At 69.2% G+C, this 18512-nt stretch carries 17 protein-coding genes; 9 read left to right on the top strand and 8 right to left on the bottom strand.

The annotated features are described in order from the left end of the window. Positions 1-130: 130 nt before the first annotated feature. From M3M27_RS04835 to rpiA, 3 genes are all read left to right on the top strand, one after another. Positions 131-724: a 5-formyltetrahydrofolate cyclo-ligase gene (locus M3M27_RS04835; protein ID WP_434027333.1), complete on the top strand. Its 594-nt coding sequence runs from the start codon at positions 131-133 to the stop codon at positions 722-724. Continuing rightward, positions 721-1191 carry an EVE domain-containing protein gene (locus tag M3M27_RS04830; protein ID WP_140719541.1) on the top strand — a complete coding sequence of 157 codons (471 nt, stop codon included), beginning with the start codon at positions 721-723 and terminating at the stop codon, positions 1189-1191. The genes M3M27_RS04835 and M3M27_RS04830 overlap by 4 nt, the downstream gene beginning before the upstream one ends. 103 nt (positions 1192-1294) lie before the next feature. Next, positions 1295-1942 carry a ribose-5-phosphate isomerase RpiA gene (gene rpiA / locus M3M27_RS04825; protein WP_140719544.1) on the top strand — a complete coding sequence of 216 codons (648 nt, stop codon included), beginning with the start codon at positions 1295-1297 and terminating at the stop codon, positions 1940-1942. An 88-nt stretch (positions 1943-2030) separates the two neighbouring features. Here rpiA and M3M27_RS04820 read toward each other — a convergent pair whose 3' ends face one another. After that, the gene (locus M3M27_RS04820) at positions 2031-2417 is read right to left on the bottom strand and encodes a helix-turn-helix domain-containing protein (RefSeq protein ID WP_434027332.1); all 387 of its coding nucleotides are present in this window, start codon (positions 2415-2417) and stop codon (positions 2031-2033) included. A gap of 113 nt (positions 2418-2530) precedes the next feature. Here M3M27_RS04820 and M3M27_RS04815 point away from each other — a divergent pair, with 113 nt between their 5' ends. From M3M27_RS04815 to M3M27_RS04805, 3 genes are all read left to right on the top strand, one after another. Then, the gene (locus M3M27_RS04815; RefSeq protein ID WP_434027331.1) at positions 2531-3049 is read left to right on the top strand and encodes a hypothetical protein; all 519 of its coding nucleotides are present in this window, start codon (positions 2531-2533) and stop codon (positions 3047-3049) included. 55 nt (positions 3050-3104) lie between these two features. Continuing rightward, positions 3105-3557 (top strand): DUF192 domain-containing protein, encoded by a 453-nt coding sequence (locus tag M3M27_RS04810; protein WP_140719550.1) that lies wholly within the window; start codon positions 3105-3107, stop codon positions 3555-3557. Positions 3558-3664: 107 nt separating this feature from the next. Further along, positions 3665-4507 (top strand): SirB1 family protein, encoded by an 843-nt coding sequence (locus M3M27_RS04805; protein WP_140719552.1) that lies wholly within the window; start codon positions 3665-3667, stop codon positions 4505-4507. 267 nt (positions 4508-4774) lie between these two features. Here the strand turns inward: M3M27_RS04805 and M3M27_RS04800 are convergent, their stop codons facing one another. Beyond that, the gene (locus M3M27_RS04800; protein WP_140719554.1) at positions 4775-4963 is read right to left on the bottom strand and encodes a rubredoxin; all 189 of its coding nucleotides are present in this window, start codon (positions 4961-4963) and stop codon (positions 4775-4777) included. 68 nt (positions 4964-5031) lie between these two features. Between M3M27_RS04800 and thiE the strand changes: the two genes are divergently transcribed. Further along, positions 5032-5661: a thiamine phosphate synthase gene (gene thiE, locus M3M27_RS04795; protein ID WP_140719557.1), complete on the top strand. Its 630-nt coding sequence runs from the start codon at positions 5032-5034 to the stop codon at positions 5659-5661. A 142-nt stretch (positions 5662-5803) separates the two neighbouring features. Here the strand turns inward: thiE and M3M27_RS04790 are convergent, their stop codons facing one another. After that, the gene (locus M3M27_RS04790; protein ID WP_140719559.1) at positions 5804-8992 is read right to left on the bottom strand and encodes a TonB-dependent receptor domain-containing protein; all 3189 of its coding nucleotides are present in this window, start codon (positions 8990-8992) and stop codon (positions 5804-5806) included. A 548-nt stretch (positions 8993-9540) separates the two neighbouring features. Here M3M27_RS04790 and hemL point away from each other — a divergent pair. Together hemL and M3M27_RS04780 are read left to right on the top strand one after the other, a co-directional pair. Continuing rightward, the gene (gene hemL, locus M3M27_RS04785) at positions 9541-10830 is read left to right on the top strand and encodes a glutamate-1-semialdehyde 2,1-aminomutase (RefSeq protein ID WP_434027330.1); all 1290 of its coding nucleotides are present in this window, start codon (positions 9541-9543) and stop codon (positions 10828-10830) included. 287 nt (positions 10831-11117) lie between these two features. Further along, a complete protein-coding gene (locus tag M3M27_RS04780) occupies positions 11118-13892 on the top strand; it encodes a LuxR C-terminal-related transcriptional regulator (protein ID WP_434027329.1) in 2775 nt (924 codons plus the stop codon). Positions 13893-14189: 297 nt separating this feature from the next. On the opposite strand, the gene azu is transcribed toward M3M27_RS04780, so the two are convergent. The 5 genes from azu to M3M27_RS04755 all read right to left on the bottom strand — a co-directional run bounded on the left by azu (position 14190) and on the right by M3M27_RS04755 (position 18511). Then, a complete protein-coding gene (azu, locus tag M3M27_RS04775; RefSeq protein WP_140719565.1) occupies positions 14190-14639 on the bottom strand; it encodes an azurin in 450 nt (149 codons plus the stop codon). 81 nt (positions 14640-14720) lie between these two features. After that, positions 14721-15923, bottom strand: a complete 1203-nt coding sequence (locus M3M27_RS04770; RefSeq protein WP_434027328.1) for a pyridoxal phosphate-dependent aminotransferase — start codon at positions 15921-15923, stop codon at positions 14721-14723. A 22-nt stretch (positions 15924-15945) separates the two neighbouring features. Further along, positions 15946-16440: a RidA family protein gene (locus M3M27_RS04765; protein ID WP_140719569.1), complete on the bottom strand. Its 495-nt coding sequence runs from the start codon at positions 16438-16440 to the stop codon at positions 15946-15948. 41 nt (positions 16441-16481) lie between these two features. After that, positions 16482-16907, bottom strand: a complete 426-nt coding sequence (locus M3M27_RS04760) for a c-type cytochrome (RefSeq protein ID WP_140719571.1) — start codon at positions 16905-16907, stop codon at positions 16482-16484. Continuing rightward, positions 16904-18511 (bottom strand): flavin monoamine oxidase family protein, encoded by a 1608-nt coding sequence (locus M3M27_RS04755; protein ID WP_434027327.1) that lies wholly within the window; start codon positions 18509-18511, stop codon positions 16904-16906. The genes M3M27_RS04760 and M3M27_RS04755 overlap by 4 nt, the downstream gene beginning before the upstream one ends. Between the last annotated feature and the right edge of the window lies 1 nt (position 18512).

Genomic DNA, 18512 nt, shown 5'->3' with positions numbered 1-18512 from the left:
GCCCAAAGTGGCGAATGAGGCGTGGGCGACGCCCCGGGGTATTGAGCTGCACGCGGCCTCGCCCCTACCCTGCCCCCACCCTCTCGCCCGAAGCGAAGAGGGGCCCTTCTTCGCTGCGCTCCTTCCGCCAATGACCACCCCAGACCGCGACGCCTTGCGCCGGCACCTGCGCGAACGCCGCCGCGCGATCCCCGCCGCCGAGCGCATCGCCGCCGCCGATGCCCTGGCCGGGCGCCTGCTCGCGCTGCCGTTCGCGCCCCGCGAAGGCCATGTCGCCGGCTACTGGGCGATGGACGGCGAGATCGGCCTGCATCGCTGGCAGCTTTCGCTGCCGTCCGGCGTGCGCTACTGCCTGCCGGTGCTGCACGGCAAGCACCTGCGGTTCGCGCCGTGGCGCCCGGGCGAACCGCTCAAGCCCAATCGCTACGGCATTCCCGAGCCCGACGTGGATCCGGCCACCGCCTTGCCCGCCGAGGCGATGGCCCTGGTGGTCGCGCCGCTGGTGGGCTTCGATGCGGCCGGCCACCGGCTGGGCATGGGAGGCGGCTGGTATGATCGCAGCTTCGCGTTCCGGCATCGCCAGGCGCCGCCGCCCTGGCTGGTCGGCGTCGGCTTCGCCGCACAGCAGACCCCCGCGCTCGCGGTCGAGGACTGGGATGTCCCGGTCGATGCGGTCTGCACCGAACTGGCCACCTTCCCTTCCCGCGACACCCTTCCCGCATGACCGCCCGCAAGCGCTACTGGCTGATGAAGTCCGAACCGGACGCCTTCTCGATCGACGACCTGGAACGGGTCGGCACCGAGCCCTGGAACGGGGTGCGCAACTACCAGGCGCGCAACTTCATGCGCGACGGCATGAAGGTCGGCGACGGCGTGCTGTTCTACCACTCCAACGCCAAGGTGCCGGGCATCGTCGGGCTGGCCACGGTCGCCAGCGAAGCCTACCCGGACGAGACCCAGTTCGACCCGAAGTCGGACTACTACGATCCCAAGGCCAGCCGCGAACAGCCGCGCTGGTTCCTGGTGGACGTGGCGTTCGAGCGCAAGCTCGCGCGGACCATCCCGCTGGACGAGATCAAGCGGCATGCCGAGGCGCTGGGCGAAGGCTTCCCGTTGACCGCGCGCGGCAACCGGCTGTCGGTGTTCCCGGTCACCGCCGCGCAGTGGAAGCTGCTGCTGTCGCTGGAGTAGCCGGGATTCGTGATTCGTGATTGGTGATTCGCAAAAGCACCAGCCCACGGCTCACGCATCGCTTTTCACCAATCACGAATCACCAATCACGAATCACGTCCCCATGAGCGAAGCGAAACGGCTGGCCGCCGAAAAGGCCATCGACTACATCGAGGACGGCATGATCGTCGGCGTCGGCACCGGTTCGACCGTGGCCTACTTCATCGACGCGCTGGGCCGGATCAAGCACCGCATCAAGGGCGCCGTCTCCAGCTCCGAGCAGAGCACCGCGCGCCTGCTCCAGCACGGCATCGAGGTGCTGGACCTCAACCACACCGGCACGCTGTCGCTGTACGTGGACGGCGCCGACGAATGCGATCCCCACAAGTGCCTGATCAAGGGCGGCGGCGCGGCGCTGACCCGCGAGAAGATCATCGCCGAGGCCAGCAAGCAGTTCGTGTGCATCGTCGATCCGAGCAAGCGCGTGCCGGTGCTGGGCGCGTTCCCGCTGCCGGTCGAGGTGATCCCGATGGCGCGCAGCCTGGTCGCGCGCGAGATCCTGGCGCTCACCGGCGGCCAGCCGGTCTGGCGCCAGGGCGTGGTCACCGACAACGGCAACGTGGTGCTGGACGTGCACAACCTGCACATCGCCGACCCGGTGAAGCTCGAGGCCCAGCTCAACCAGATCCCGGGCGTGGTCTGCGTGGGCCTGTTCGCGCGCCGTCGTGCCGACGTGGTGATCGTCGGCGGCGAACCCCCGCAGGTGTTCTGAGCGGCCAGCCTTCCGCGGGGGCGGCACGGGCCGCTCCCCGTGCGAGTCCACCGATGGCGGCCCCCGTCGCGCCGCGCGGCGCCCAGGCTCAGGACTTCTTGCCCGCCAGCGCCTGTACCAGTTCCCCCACCAGTTCGCGCTGCCGCAACGGCAACGCGAGATAGGCCTTGATCACCTCGCGCTCGCGCGTCCCGGCCTGGGGCGGCCAGGGCGCCTGCGGCTCGCTCACCCGGTGCCCGCCGCCATAGCGCAGCAGGTGCGGCGCCACGCCGAACAGGTCGGCCAGCACCTGCAGCTTGTCCTGCTCGGGGATCGAGCGCCCGCGCAACCAGCGCGACACGCTCTGGAACGTCACCGAACGCCCCGCATAGCGCGCATTGAACAGACGGAACAGCACCGCCGGGCGCGGCTCGTAGCCATTGGCGCGCATCGCCTCGGCCAGGCGGCGGGAGAACTGATGATGTTCGTCGCTCATGGCGCGCAACGTTACGTAGCACGCTCAGCGTGAACTCACCTATCACTTCCATTATAGTGAACTTATTGGTTTCATAGCCGCAAGGACGTTCCGCCCACCGAAAGGAGACACCCATGCACCAGCACCTGCGTGGCCCGTCGCCGGCCCTGTCCGGCCCGGCGCTGTCGATCGCCGTCTACGCTTCGCTCGACTATCGCCGGCATTACGCCGACCTGCTGTCGCGCCACCCGCAGCCGCGCCAGGCCATGGCCGAGCTCGGCCTGTTCCGGTTCTGGCTGGCCTGCCGTGCGCGCCGGCCGGGCCCGCCGGGAGCGACACCGACGGGCGACGTCCTGTTAGATCCGGCCCGTCCGCCGCGCGGATGGCCACTGCCGCTGCACCTGCAGGACTGCGACGTGCAGGACGAACTCGGCGCCGGCATCGTGCACCTGGTCGAGAGCCGCTTCGATCTCTACGACCGCTTCTTCAGCCTCGGCCGCCACGCCGAGGATCCGCTGGGCCTGGACGCCGTGTCCCTCGCCCTGGCCTGCCAGCTGTTCACTCAGCCGCCGCCCGCGATACTGGAGCGACTGCGGCGCGAAAGCCGGCAACTGTTCGACCAGCTGACCCGGATCCCGGCCGGAACCGCTTGACGAACCCGGCCCCCTTCCCCGAAGGTGCGCAGCGCCCCACTGCCGGAACCCCGCCATGAATGCCCTGCTTCGCGCCTGCGTGCTGTCCCTGATGATGCTGGCCAGCGGTTGCGCCAGTGCCGGCGGCAAATGGGTGGAACTGTCCGGCCAGCGCTATCAGGTCGAGCTGGCGCAGGACGATGCCTCGCGCGCGCGCGGGCTGATGTTCCGCGACGAGATGGCGGCCGACCACGGCATGCTGTTCATCCACGACGCCACCGAACCGCAGGCGTACTGGATGAAGAACACCAAGATCCCGCTGGACATCCTGTATTTCGACGAGCAGCGCCGGCTGGTGTCGCAACAGCGCGACGTACCGCCGTGCTCGGCCGGCAACGCCTGCCCGGCCTATCCCAGCAACCGGCCGGCGCGCTACGTGCTGGAACTCAATGCCGGGCAGGCCCGGCGGCTGGACCTGCAGGACGGCGCGGAGCTGGTCTTCGGCCCCGGCATCCCCACGCTGCACTGACCTGCCGATCCGCGCGAGCCCGCACGCCCCACACGCGGGGCTCGCCCCGTCGTCGTCCGCGCCCGCCGGACTTGAAGATGCCACGTTTTGCCTCCAGTCTTTGCGGCATGGGGGAACGACTCACATTGCCCGTCTGGAACACGCTGGCGAAGCAGGACGACGACTCACTGCCGCTGCTGGCGACCGCGCTGCTGATCGCGCGCGACGAATATCCCGAGCTCGACGCCGACCGCTACGACGCGCTGGTGCAGAACCACGTCGACCACCTGCGCCACGAGGTCGAGTCGATCGACCCGTGGCCGCTGAAGATGGCCGCGGTCAACCGCCACCTGTTCGACGAGCTCGGCTACTCGGGCAACCACGACGAGTACTACGACCCGCGCAACAGCTACCTCAACCAGGTCTTCGAGCGCCGCCTCGGCAACCCGATCTCGCTGGCGATGGTGCAGATGGAGGTGGCGCGCCGGCTCGGCATCCCGCTCGACGGCGTGTCGTTCCCGGGCCACTTCCTGGTGCGCCTGCCGGTGGACGACGGATTGCTGGTGATGGATCCGTTCAACGGCGGCCGCCCGCTCGGCGTGGACGAGCTGCGCGAACGCGCCCGCCCGCACCTGGGCGAGATCCCCGACGATGGCGCCCTGGCGCGCATCCTCGACCCGGCCCCGCACCGCGCCATCCTGGTCCGCGTGCTGCGCAACCTGCACGGCGTGTACGCCGACGAGGCGCAATGGGACCGGGCCGCGCGCAGTGCCGACCGCATCCTCAAGCTGATGCCCGACCAGGCCGAAGCGTTGCGCGACCGCGGCTTGGCCTACCTGCAGCTCGGCCATGCCAGCGGTGCCCGCGAGGACCTCTCGCGCTACCTGCAGCTGAATCCCCAGGCACAGGATGCGGCCGGCATGCGCGAGCACCTGATCGACCTGGGCAGCCAGCCGGTTTACGCGCATTAGCGCAGCGCGAGCAGCGCCTTGGAACGCCCGCGCCGCTGGCGCGGGCCGGGGCGCAGAGCGGGCGTTGGGGCGAGAACGGGCGAAACCTCATGTAGGTTGAGCATGCACGAGGCTTCGCCCGTACTCTCATCCGGCGCTTCGCGCCACCTTCTCCGGAGGGGAAGGGAAAAGCGGGTACTCCGCTCCGCGTCCGGCCCGGTGCAGCGCACCGCGCGTTCAGCCGTGTGGCGAGCCAACGGCTCGCAAGCCACCCGGAGCGAGAAGGAACTACAGCTCCACCATCTCGAAATCGTCCTTGGTCACGCCGCAGTCCGGGCAGGTCCAGGTGTCCGGGATGTCCTCCCAGCGCGTGCCTGGCGCGATGCCCTCCTCCGGCAGGCCGTCGGCCTCGTGGTAGATGAAGCCGCAGACGACGCACATCCAGCTGCGATAGGTGGTCTCGGGCGTGTTGCTCATCGGATAATCGCGGTGCGGATGGGACTTCGCATTGTCCCATCCCGCCCTCCGTTCAGGAAGCTTTGCCGATGACCGTCCCCCCTGCCGTCCGTGGCGTCTACCTCGTCACTCCCGACGAGCCCGATACCGAGCGCCTGCTGGCGCGCACGCGGCCGCTGCTCGGCGGAATCGCCTGGCTGCAGTACCGCAACAAGCAGGCCGACGCGGCGCTGCGCCGCGAACAGGCCTCGGCCCTGCAGGCGCTGTGCGCCGCGGCCGGCGTGCCGCTGATCGTCAACGACGACGCGAAGCTGGCGCAGGCGGTCGGCGCCGCCGGGGTGCACCTGGGCGCCAACGATGGCGACATCGCCGAGGTCCGCGCGCTGCTCGGTCCGGAGGCGATCGTCGGCGCCGGCTGCTACGACCAGCTCGAGCGTGCCGAGCGCGCGGTCGCGGCCGGCGCCAGCTACGTGGGCTTCGGCGCGTTCTTCCCCAGCCCGAGCAAGCGGACGACCTGCCGGGCCACGCCGCAGTTGCTGCGCGATGCCGCGCCCCTGGGCGTGCCCCGCGTGGCGATCGGCGGCTTGACGCCGGACAACTGCGGCCCGGCCATCGATGCGGGGGCCGAGCTGGTCGCGACGATCAGCAGCGTGTACTCGGCGGACGATCCGCTGGCGGTGTTGCGGGCCTATCGCGCCCGCTTCGGCTTGGTCGGATAGGCAAGAACGCGCGTTACGCCTGGAATGAAGTGGGAGGGACTTTGGTCCCGACGCTTTACCGATCCTGGCAAAGCCTCGGGACTGAAGCCCCTCCCACAGAAAGCTGCGCTCCGGCCCGCCGGACGGCGGGCCGGAGACCTGGTCAGTAGTCGTAGCTCACCGTCAGCCTTGCGTAGCGCGGCGCCTGGTAGGCGACCGGCTGGTTCCACAGTGGGTTCACCGAGCCGTCCGGCAGCTGCGAGAACGGATAGATGTTGGTCGCGGTCTGCTCGTTGGTGATGTTGAACACATTGAGGTTGAACGCCAGTTTGCCGTCGGCGAAGCCGGGCTTGTAGGTCACGCCCACGTCCAACTGGTTGATCCAGCCGAGCCTGCCGTGCGAGCCGGGAGGCGACGGCTCGCCGACGCCGGTCTGCGGGTTGTAGCAATAGTGGTAGGGACCGCCGGTAATCGCGCTGCCGCCGTAGCCGGCCGGATCCCTGCCGCTGTAGTCGTCGCCGTAGTAATTGCCCAGGCAGCTGCGCGGCGCGCCCGAGATCAGGCTGAGGTTGCCGGAGACGCCCCACTCGCGGGTCAGCTGGTAGTAGCCGTACAACTTGATCTGGTGGCGATGGTCGTTGGACTGGTCGCCATTGAAATGCTCCATCAGCGCCGGGTGGTCCCAGCTCTGGGTGGTGGAGACGGAGGCCTGCCCCTGGTAGCTGCCCAGCGTGCCGCCGGTGCGCCACAGGTCCGAACGCAGCTGGCCCTCGGTGGTGCCGTAGCTGTGCGACCACACGTAGTTCAGCTTGGCGTACCACTTGCCGTCGAACGGGCGCTCCAGGTTGAACTCGAGCGCGGAGTAGTTGCGCTTGAACTTCGGGAAGCCGGAGGCTTCGCGGCTCACCTTGATTTCATGGAACTGGCCGTCGGTGCCGATCACGCCCCAGGTGTTGGTCTGCCCGGGATTGATCAGGGCCGCGCCGGACACCTTGGACCAGTCGATCGTCACGCCTTGCGCCGCCGCCGCGTCGATCAGCGCGGTATTGGACACGTCGTAGTTCTGGTCGTCGATGCCGGCGTTCAGGCGCCGGTGCGTGCCGCGGACGCCGAATACCCAGCCGCTTTCGAACTGCTTGGCGAAGCCGAGGATGATCTCGTCCTGGTTCTCGCCCTCGATGTCCTTGGCCACGGCCGTGCGTATGTCCGCGATGCGGCCGAAGCGCGAGTTGGCCGAGACCGCCGAGCCCAACTGCTGGGAGATGATCGGCGATCCGTCGGCATTGATGCCGCTGTAGGTGAAATAGGTATCGGTGTTGATGGCGGGCGTGAACAACCCCACCGGCGACAACGGCAGGCCCAGGTAGTAGCGGCCGATGTTGCCGTAGACCTTCAGGCTGGAATCGCCGTTGACGTCCCAGCTGAAGCCCAGGCGCGGCGCCCATGCGTCGTCGACGTTGATGTAAGCCTGGCCGAAGGGCGTGTAGTTGGTGAACTCGTCCTTGCGCAGGCCCAGGCTGAGCAGCAGGTTGTCGGTGACCTGCCATTTGTCCTCGATGTAGTACGCCTTCTGCTTGGCTTCATAGGAATACAGGCTGGTGTTGACGTTGCGGACCACGTAGTAGCCCTGCGAGCCGTAGGTGGGATCGACCAGGCCCGGGCTCGGTGCGCCTACGCCGCCGGCCTCGTTCGCCGATTGGCTGACCAGGCCGCCCGTCTGCAGGCCGTACGGGTCGTTGGTCCGCCCATAGGTCCACGAGTAGCCGGGCCCCGACAGGATCGAGCCGATGTCGATGCCTTCCGATTTCTGGTTGTCGATGCCGACGCTGACGGCATGGTCGCCCAGGCGCCATTCCAGGTTCAGGCGCAGGTTGTCCTTCTCATACGCGCGGTCGGAAGCGCTGACCGACACCACCTTCTGCGCCCCCTCGATCTCGTTGCCGCCGTTGTAGGCGGGGTTCTGCAGGGGCGCATCGATGATGCGCGCGCCATTGGCCGGATCGTACTGGTAGGGCGTGACCCGGTCGGGCGTGCGCATCTTGCCGTACAGCGCCGTCAGGGTGACGTTGTCGCCGAAATAGCCGGTGTACTTGGCCGTGTTGAGCGTCGGGCCGGTCTCCTGCTTCTGGTCGTCGGCGTAATAGGTGGTGCGCTCGCGGTTCGCGTAGTCGTAGTTGTAGATCTTCCCGCCCGTCTCGGACTTGTCGCCGGCGCTGGTGAATTCCAGCAGGTGGTTATCGGTGATGTACCAATCCAGCTTGGCGTACCAGCGCTTCTGCGTGTAGTCGTAGTCGGTCAGGCCACCGCTGGTGCCTACGCCGGAACTGCTGATGCCGGCGCCCACGTCGCGATTGCTCGCCACGCGGATGCCGTCGGACTTGACCTCCTCGGCGGCCAGGAAGAAGAACAGCCTGTCCTTCACGATCGGGCCGCCGACATAAGCGCTATAGGTGGTCGAACTGGCTTCGGCCTCGCTCTGCGGCTGGTACAAGCCGTTGGCCGCGCGCGCGTAGTTGTAGGCGGTGTTGTTGACCGTGGAGGCCTGGCTGTCCGGCCGCCAGTACAGGTCGCGCTGCTTGGCCTTCAGGCCGTCCGGCTCCCAGACCACTGCCGCGCCGAACTTCCATTCGTTGGTGCCGCGTTTGCCGATCTGGTTGATCACGCCGCCGTTGCTGCGGCCGTACTGCGCGCCGTAGCCGCCGGTGAAGATTTCCTGCTGGTCGATGGCGCCGTAGGGCAAGGTCAGGCCGCCCAGGCCGCGGGCCGGGTCGGTGGTATTGAAGCCGTTGAGGTAGTACGCGTTCTCCGACGCCGCCGAGCCGCCGAAACTGGGCAGCGACCCGCCCAGTGGGCCGTTGTCGAAGCCGCCGCTGTTGACGACCACGCCCGGCGCGAGCAGCGCGATCGCTTCGGCGCTGCGCCCGAGCGGCAGCTGTTGCAGCTGTTCGGCGGAGATGACGGTGCGGGTATCAACACTGGAAACGTCGATCGCCTGCAGGCGCGAGCCGACCACGCTGATGCTGTCCAGCGTCTGCATCGCGCCCGCGGCGAAGGACACGTCCGTGTTCGCGCCGACGGTGAGGCTGATGTTCTCGCGGCTGTCGAGCACCGCCCCGTCCCGCTTCACGGTGACCTTGTAGGTGCCCAGCGGCAGGTTGCCGACGCTGTAGCGGCCGCGCTCGTCCACCGGCACTTCGCGGCTGAAGCCGCTGTTGTTCTCCACCAATACCGTCTTGCCGGCGCCGTCGGCCACGCTGCCGACGATGCTGCCGGTGGTGGATTGCGCGTGCGCGCCGCCGATGGCGACCGCCAAGGCCAAGGCCAGGGCGCGCCTCTGGATGACTTTGTTCATGCTTTCTCTATTCCCCGGAATGAAAATCGTCGATGACGAAACGAACGGCAGAGGTGGCCTGCCAGCGCGGGACCACCGGAACACTTTGTTCAGGGGGGATGGCATCTGCCCAATAACCATCGGCCATGACTTCATGTCCCCGCTCCGCCGAGAGTGGCCGAGCGGGTCGCGGCTCCGGAATCGCCACGGCGGGTAGGTCCGCACCGGCCGGGTAGGGCGTGTCATCCAATCCCGAGCAGGTCGCGCCGTCGCTACGCGTGCTCGGAGCAAGGAAGAGCGAGGAAGTGGACGTCCGTCCACGCCCGAGTGATGACGCGGCTCCGGGCGCGCGCAGCGGCGGCCCTCCGGGTTGGCTCTGGAAAGCCGCCAGTCGGCGCCGCGCGGCTTGACCTGACGGCCAGTCAGGCGCTGCGCCACGCAACACCAACTGACGGCTTTCCAGAGCCAACGCGACCTGTTCGGGATTGGATGACACGCCCTAGGCGCGGACCGGAGGAAGCCGCGACAATAGGCGCCCGTCTTCCCCCGCAGCCTCCGAGGATCCGCCGATGCACAACGCCCGTTCCCACGATCTCTTCGCCCAGGCGCAGGCGCTGATTCCCGGCGGCGTGAACTCGCCGGTGCGCGCGTTCAAGTCGGTCGGCGGCGAGCCGTTCTTCGTGCAGCGCGCGGATGGCGCCTACCTGTTCGACGTGGACGGCAACCGCTACATCGACTACGTGGGCTCGTGGGGCCCGATGATCGTCGGGCACAACCATCCGGCGGTACGCGAGGCCGTCGAGAAGGCGGTGCGCGACGGAATGTCGTTCGGCGCGCCGTGCCCGGCCGAGGTGGCGATGGCGCAGGCCATCACCCGGCTGGTGCCGTCATGCGAGATGGTGCGGATGGTGAATTCCGGCACCGAGGCGACGCTGTCGGCCATCCGCCTGGCGCGCGGCGCCACCGGGCGCCAGCGCATCGTCAAGTTCGAGGGCTGCTACCACGGCCACGGCGACTCGTTCCTGGTCAAGGCCGGCAGCGGCATGCTCACGCTCGGCGTGCCGACCTCGCCGGGCGTGCCGGCCGGGCTGAGCGAGCTGACCGCCACGCTCAGCTACAACGACTTCGAAGGGGCGACGCGGCTGTTCGACGAGATCGGCGGCGAGATCGCCGCGGTGATCATCGAACCGGTGGTCGGCAACGCCAACTGCATCCCGCCACGGCCCGGCTACCTGCAGCACCTGCGCGAGCTGTGCACGCAGCACGGCGCGCTGCTGATCTTCGACGAGGTGATGACCGGCTTCCGGGTCGCCCTGGGCGGCGCGCAGGCGCTTTACGGGATCGCGCCGGACCTGACCACCTTCGGCAAGATCATCGGCGGCGGCATGCCGGTCGGCGCCTATGGCGGCCGGCGCGAGCTGATGGCGCAGATCGCGCCGAGCGGGCCGATCTACCAGGCCGGCACGCTCAGCGGCAACCCGGTGGCGATGGCAGCGGGCCTGGCGATGCTGGAACTGATCCAGGCGCCGGGTTTCCACGACCGGCTCGCCGCGGCCACGGCCACCCTGTGCGACGGGCTGGAGGCCGCCGCGCGCGAGGCCGGGGTCGCCGTCACCACCAACCGCGTGGGGGCGATGTTCGGTGTGTTCTTCACCGACCAGAAGGTGGAGACCTATGCCCAGGCCACCGCGTGCGACATCCCGGCCTTCAACCGCTTCTTCCACGCGATGCTGGAGCGCGGCGTGTTCCTGGCGCCCTCGGCGTACGAGGCGGGCTTCGTGTCGAGCGCGCACGACGCGGCGACGATCGAGGCGACCGTGGCCGCGGCGCGCGAGGCGTTCCGCGCCACCGCCGGCTGACGGAAGCCGCTTCCGCAAAGCCGCTCCCTGATTGATGGCAGCTATCGAGCCGGTGTCGCTGGAGCGCCGGCGACGCGGCGTGATCGCAGGCGGCCTTTGCTTTTGTCTTTTCGCTGTCATAAGTTGACGCCCGGTGTCCATGGAAGGGCATGGGTGGGGACCCTCGACACAATGCGCACGAACCGATGCCGCCCCGGGCGGCACGCGCGTTCCGCGCTTGGTCATTCCCGTCCCCGAGCGTGCTGGCCGGTGCGCAGTGGGTCGACCGCCTGGCATGCCCCTCGCCCATGCTCAAGCCCGTTGCGTTGCTCAATCCGCGTCCACAGCCCGCGCGCGACCAGCCCGGGCTGCCCGACTGGGTCCTTCCTTACAAGCTCGATCCGCCGCAGGTCCAGGCCAGCGCGATCGCCCGCCATGCGCTGCTGCGCGAGCTCGAGCAGGCGCAAGCGCTGCCGCTGACGCTGTTGTTGGCGCCGCCCGGCTTCGGCAAGACCACGCTGTTGGCGCAATGGCACCGCCATTTGCAGGAACGGGGCGCCGGGGTGGCCTGGCTGTCGCTGGACGACGACGACACCGAGGTGGAGCGCTTCCTGGGCCATCTGGCGCTGGCGCTGCAGAGCGCGGGCGCGGAGCCGTCGGCATGCGCGCAGTTGCTGCAGCAGCCCTGCGATGCGCAGACCTGCGGCGCGGCGGTCAACCTGCTGATCCGTGCCATCCACGGCGCGCCGCACGAACTCACCGTCTTGCTCGACGACTACGAACGCGCCAGCTGCACCCTGGTCGACGACGTGGTGCTGCGGCTGGTGGAACACGCCGGCCCGCGCCTGCACCTGGTGGTGGCGACGCGGCGCGCGCCGGCGCTGCCGTTGGCGCGGCTGGGATCGCAAGGGCGCTTGGCGCGGCTGGGCAGCGGCCAGTTGGCGCTGGACGCCGCCGAGACGCTCGCCCTGCTCGGTGCGGAGGTTCCGGAGGATGTCGCGCTGGAACTGCGCCGCAGCACCGAGGGCTGGCCGGTGGCGCTGCACCTGGCGCGGTTGTGGCTGGCGCGCGATGCCGCCCAGCGCCCGGCGCAGATGGCGCGCTTCAGCGGGCGCTCGGCGGAAATCGCCGCCTACCTGGCCGAGCAGGTGGTCAACGACCTGGACGCCGCCACGCGCGACTTCCTGCTGCGTACCGCGCCCCTGGAACGCTTCGACGGCGCGCTCGCCGACCACGTGCGCGGCAGCACCGACAGCGGCCTGCTGCTGACCCGGCTGGAACGCTTCCACGGCCTGCTGGTGCCGCTCGACGACGAGCACGCCTGGTTCCGCTATCACCCGCTGTTCGCCGACTATCTCCAGCAGCAGCTCGAACGCGAGCGCCCCGGCGAGCTGCAACAGGTGCACCAGCGCGCGGCGCGCTGGCTCGGCGAGCACGGCCACCTGGCCGAGGCCGTGCGGCATGCCGCGCGCGGCGGCGCCGGCGACCTGGCCGCCGGCTACATCGCGCGCGCAGGCACCTGGCAATTGCTGCTGCGGCACGGCCCGGCGCAGGTGCGCACGCTGCTGCGGCACTTCGACCACCGCACGATCCGCGACACGCCCGCGCTCAACCTCACCCAGGCCTACCTGCACATGAAGCTGGGCGAGTTCGCGCACGCGCGCCTGCTGCTGGAGCGCTTCCGCGATTTCCCGGCGGCGATGCGCGAACCGTTCCAGCGCGACTACACCGTGGTGGTGGCCTTGCTGCGCGACCTGTTCGACGAGATCTGCGGCAACCCGCACGGGCGCGTGCAGATCGCCGCGCAGGCCGCCGCGCTCGACGAGGACGACCACCTCGGCCGCGGCACGCTGGCCTGCATCTGCGCCACCACCGCGCTGGGCCAGGCCGACTTCGCGGCGGCCGAGCGCCACGCGCTGGCGGCGTGCGAGGACATGCGGCGCTGCGGCAGCGAGATCGGCGTCAACTACGCGCTGCTGCACCTCGGCCAGAGCCGCTACTACCGCGGCGCGCTGGACGAGGCCGAAGCCGCCTACCAGCAGGCGATGCAGCTGGCGCAGCGCCACGAGCACACCGACCGCACCTTGCAGGCCGCCGCCAGTTGCCTGCTGGCGCAACTGCAGTACGAGCGCGGGCGCCACGACCAGGCGGCCGACCTGCTGGAATCCTCGCTGTCGTTCCTGGAGCAGCACGACGGATGGCTGGACCTGTTCGCCAGCGGCTACGAAACCGCGCTGGGCCTGGCGAAGACACGCGACCGCAGCGGTCGCGGCGCGCTGGCGCTGCTGGACCACATCGACGCGATCGCGCAGGCGCGCCACCTGGCCCGGCTCTCGGAACTGGCGGTGGCCTGGCGCCTGCAGGTGGTGCTGGACCTGCCCGCGCACGCGGGCGCCGACCTGCTGATCGCACGCGCCGGCGGCGAGGCCGGCCTGGCCCACGCGCTGCGGCACGCGCACCACTGGCGCCAGCGCGCGGCGCTGGGCTTCGCGCTGGCGCGCTGGCACGGCCTGGCCGGGCGCACCAGCGCGGCGCTGGCGATCCTGCGCCAACTGGAAGAGGCCTGCACCGCCGAGGGCAATCAGCACCACCGCATGCGCGCCCACATCCGCATGGCGCTGGTCCTGCAGCAGCGCGGCGAGCTGGACGACGCCCTGCCCCACCTGCACAGCGTGCTGGACCACGTCGCGCTGACCCACAGCTGGCAGGTGGTGGCCGAGCTGGGCCTGCCGGCCAAGGCGATGCTGCGTTCGCTGCGCCAGCACGATCCGGAGATCGTCGCCGGCACCACGCGCGCGCTCACCATCCAGGCGCTGCTGGACCGGCTCAGCGGCGAGGAGGACGCCCTCAGCGAGGATTTCAGCGAACGCGAGCTGGAAGTGCTGGCGCAACTGGCCGGCGGCCATTCCAACAAGCAGATCGGGCGGAACCTGCACCTGTCCGAGAACACGGTGAAGTTCCACCTGAAGAACCTCTACCGGAAGCTGGATGCGCGCACCCGCGAGGCGGCACTGGCGAATGCCCTGCAGCGGGGGGTTTTGAGAGGTCAGGACAACGGACCTTTGCCGTTGTCGGACGCCTAACGGTCACCAGGGACACTCCCTTCTCCCTCTCGGGAGAAGGTGCCCCGAAGGGCGGATGAGGGTATGGGCGGAACCGCGCCGCAGGGAACCCACTGTCGTCGTATCGAAAAACGCGTCGCCACGCGTCGGTAAAGGCAAACCATCAGAGCGCAGGCTCGCATCGTTTGCCGTCCGGGCGCGTGGCGACGCGTTCATCGTGGCTGCCACCATGGATTTCGTGCGGCGCGGCTTCGCCCCGTACCCTCACCCCAACCCCTCTCCCGCAGGGAGAGGGGCTCTCGAGTCGAACTCACCGCATCAACCGAAACTCAGCGTACCCTTCATCATCGCCCAGTGTCCCGGGAACGAACAGAAGAAGGTGTAGGCACCGCCCTTTTCCAGCTTGCTGGTCGGGAACTTGATCGTGGTGCTCTCGCCGCCGCCGATCACCTTGGTGTGGGCGATCACGCGCTTGTCGTCCTTGGGCAGGTAGCTGTCCTCGATCTTGGCGCGCAGCCCGGCATTGGCGACCGCCTGGAAATCCGCGGTACGGGTCAGCACCCAGTTGTGGCCCATCACCGTGGCGGCCATCTTGCCGCTGTGCTTGAGGGTCAGGCTGACCTCGGTGCAGTCCGGCGCGAGCTTGATGGCGCTCTGGTCGAACTTCATCTGGTCGTTGCCGACGATGGTGACCGCGCAGGTCTTGGCCCAGGCAGCGGGTGCGACCAAACACAGCGACAGCAACGCGAACTTCTGCAACAGCTTCAAGAGACGCTCCTTCGGGGCGGCGGTTGGAAAGCGATTCTAGGCGAACGATCGATGGGCGTGCCTGCGACGACCGGTCGCGGCTCATGCGCAGCGGAAGAACCTGTTCATCGGATCGTACAACGCCATGCCCGGCGAGGGCACCGGCAACGGCCCGCGCCTGCCCGCCGCCACTTCGACAAAGGCCTGCTTGAAGCGCGCCATTTCCGCGGCGGTGCCGACGGTGATGCGCGACGCGTTCGGCCATACCTCCCAACTGCGCCCGACAAACACGCCATGGGTGGCCATGTCGTCCATGAAGCCCTTGGCCGGCCGCTTGACGTCGACCATGAAGCAGTTGCTCTGCGCGCGCGTGCAGCGATAACCCTGGCCTTCGAGGAAGGCGATCGTGTCGGTACGGATCGCGGCGGTGGCCGCGCGGCGCCGCGGCACCAGCTGCGGGTCGCGCAGGCTGGCCAGGCCCGCCGCCACGGCGGTTACCGGCAGGCTGTTGACCGAATAGAACTTCAGCTTCTGCAACAGGTCCGGGCGCGCCACCGCATAACCCAGGCGGATGCCGGCCATGCCGTACAGCTTGGAGAAGGTGCGCAGCACGACCACGTCCTCGCCCGCAGCGACCATGTCCACCGCGCTGGCCGCGCCGTCGTAGAAATGGATGTAGGCCTCGTCGACCACCAGCACGCTGCCCTTGGGCTTGTGCGCCAGCGCGTATTCCAGGTCGGCGCGCGCGGTGACCGAGCCGGTGGGGTTGTTCGGGTTGCAGATATAGATCACGCCTGCCTTCGGATCGGCCGCGCACATCGCCTGCACGTCGTGCGAATCGTCCTGCCGCAACGGCAGCTTGATCACCTGTGCGCCGTTGCGCGCGGCGGCGCGCCAGCCGGCTTCGTAGGTGGGATCGGCCGTGACCAGCGCGGCCTGCGGCGAGGTGAACGCCAGGATCGTGTAATCGAGCGGTTCCGTGGAGCCGGCATAGGCCATCAGGTGATCCATCCCGACACCGAGCTGCTGCGCGATCGTCTGCAGGAACTCCATCTGCAGTGCCCACTGGTAGCGCCCGCCCTGCGGCGCGATCTCGGCGATCGCCTTCAGCGCGGCGGCGGAGGGACCGTCCGGATATTCGTTGGCGTTGATCATCACCGGCGCATCGGCGGTGGCCCGGCCGGCCAGCGGCGCGGCCTGGGCCAGCCAGGGCGCGCCGGCGAGCGCGCCGGCGAGCGTGCCGGCGCTGCCGGCGAACATGGCCGAATCGCGCAGGAACGCGCGGCGGGAGAGCGAAGGCTTCATGCGATCCTCCTCGAAAAGGGCGTCAGGGACGCACCGCGACGACTTCGATCTCGACGCGCCACAGCGGATTGCCCAGCGCGGCGATCTGGAATGCCGAGCGCGCCGGCAGGTTGGGCTGCTCCTTGGTGCCGAAGAACTGGGTATAGCCGGCCATGAACCCGGCGAAATCCATCTTGCCGCCGAGCGCGGGATCGCCGACCAGGAACGCCTGCATCTTCACCACGTCGCCCATGCCCAGCCCCATCGACTCGAGCTGCTGCTTGATCTGGGCCAGCACGCTGATGGTCTGCGCTTTGGTATCGCCCCAGGCCGCCTGCGAGTCCTTGGGCGCGCTCGGGTCGATCGCCGCCGGCACCTTGCCGCTGACGTAGACCGTGGTCTTGCCGGCCGGTATCTCGACCGCCGCCGCGATCGGGAAATCGCTGCCCGGGATCTTGTGGCGCACCACGTCGGCGGCGCTGGCGGCCAGCGGCAACAGCAGCAACAGGCCGGCGATGGAGGACTTGGACGGGAACATGCTGGCTCCTTGTGGCGTGGAAACGAAAAGGGAGGTTCGGTTCAGTGGCGCAGGCTGCGCACGTCCTCGATGCTGAGCGTGTCGGCATACTGGTTGCCGAACTGGCTGCGCACGTAGCCGACCACCTCGGCCACCTGCCGGTCGTTGAGGATCTCGCCGAAGCCCGGCATGCCGGCATGGCCGTCGATCACCATCATCGCCACGTAAGGCGCGGCGGCGAGCTTGGGATTGCCGGCCAGGGCAGGATACTCGCCGGCACCGCGCGCGCCCTGGCCCTCCGGCATGTGGCAGCCCTGGCAGATCGCCTGGTAGACGGTGCGCCCGTCGACGGCGCCGAAACCGGCCTGCGGATACAGCGGCGTGGCATCGGAACTCTGCGCGCGCGCCTGCGGCCCGAGCGGCGGCGCCATCAGCCAGGCGATCGCGGCGAGTACCACGGCGATCGTCGATACCTGCAGCGGTTTCATGCGCGGCCTCCTTCGGACAGTACGCGCCCATGCAGGCGCCGGATCACGTCGTGGGCGGACAGGATCGCCCCCTCCTGCCAGGCCGGGATGTAGGACGCGTGCTCGCCCGCGAGCGCCAGCCGGCCATCGATCTGGCACAGGTTGCGGTAGTGGTCGGCGCGCGCCTGCTCGCTCCACATGCCGAAGCAGCCGTGCGTGAACGGCACCCGGTGCCAGCCGACCGCGATGCCGTTGTCGAATTCGCGCGGGTACTGCGGATGCAGTTGCGTCCCGTATTCCACCGCCTTGCGCACGCGTTCGGCCGGCGCCATGGAGGTGAACTCGTAGGCTTCCAGCCCCCACACGTAGGCGCCCAGCAGCACGCCCTTGCCGGCGCCGTGGTAGCCGGTGCTCGGGTAGCTGATCAGGGTGATCGGCAGGTCGGTATAGCTGATGCCGCCGTAGATCGCCTCGTCCTCTTCCCAGAAGCGGCGCTTGAACTGCAGGCCCACCTTGACCGAGGCGGCATAGGGCACCGCCGCGATCGCGCTGGTCATCGCCTCGCTGGCGGTGACCGGGATGCGGCTGAGGACCGACAGCGGGATCGTGCAGATGCACCAATCGGCCTTGGCGACCTGCTCGGCGTGGCCGTTGGCGGTGTCCTGCCACGTGACGGTGACGCCGTGCGCATCCTGGTCGATGCCGGTGACCTTGGCGTTGTAGCGGATCAGGCCCGGCAGCTGGCGCGCGAATGCCTTGCCGATCTGGTCCATGCCGCCCACCGGCTGGAACATCGTGGTCTGCATCTCGTAGTTGCTGCCGGCCGCCAGCGTGGCCCACAACCGCGAGCGCAGCACGTCCTGCGCCGAGAACGGCTCGGAGAACTCGGGCATGCCGGAGAGCCCGCCGCCGGGATACTTGGCGAAGCCGCGGCGTTCGCTGCTCTCGCGTCCCTTCACGTAGCCGAACTTGCCGTCGAGCGCGCCCCAGGCGCGCAACGATTCCAGCAACAGCTCCTGGTCCTCCTTGCTCACCGCCTGGTCCAGGGCATGCTGCCGCGTGCACTTGGCGAGCAGTTCGGAAACGTGCCCCTTGTAGTCGGCGTCGATCTCGCGGAAGCGCTTCGGCACGCCGCCGAAGCCCTGCTGGCTGTGCAGCAGCGCGTTGTGGTTGACCTGGTTGAACGCTTCCAGCGCGACGCCGAACTGCCGGCAATACCCCAGCACCGCGCGGTGGTGGTGCGGGATCCGCCACGGCCCCGGGTTGAGATAGTGGCCCTCGTCGAACCGGCACTCCTGGCTGGCCCCGCCCAGTTCGGTATAGCGGTCGCCGCCGCGCAGCGTCCAGTTGCGCCCGCCGGGGCGATCGTTGAATTCCAGGACCTGCACGCTGTAGCCGGCCTTGCGCAACTCGTATGCCGCGGTCATGCCGGCCAGGCCCGCACCGAGGATCAGCACCGAGGCGCCGCGCGCATCGCCCTCGAGCCTGAAGCCTTCGCGGAAATCCGATTCCGCCGCCATCCCCAGGCTGCTCATCGCCTGGTACATCATCGCGCCACCGGCCGCCATGCCGATCCTGGCCAGCAGCTGGCGGCGCGTCATCGCTCCACGGGATCTTGCCTGCATC

This window comes from Xanthomonas boreopolis, assembly GCF_046529185.1.
In the GTDB taxonomy this organism is placed as follows: Bacteria; Pseudomonadota; Gammaproteobacteria; order Xanthomonadales; family Xanthomonadaceae; genus Pseudomonas_S; species Pseudomonas_S boreopolis.
Note: the sequence above shows the minus strand (reverse complement) of the source record. Positions and strands in the feature narration are given on the sequence as shown.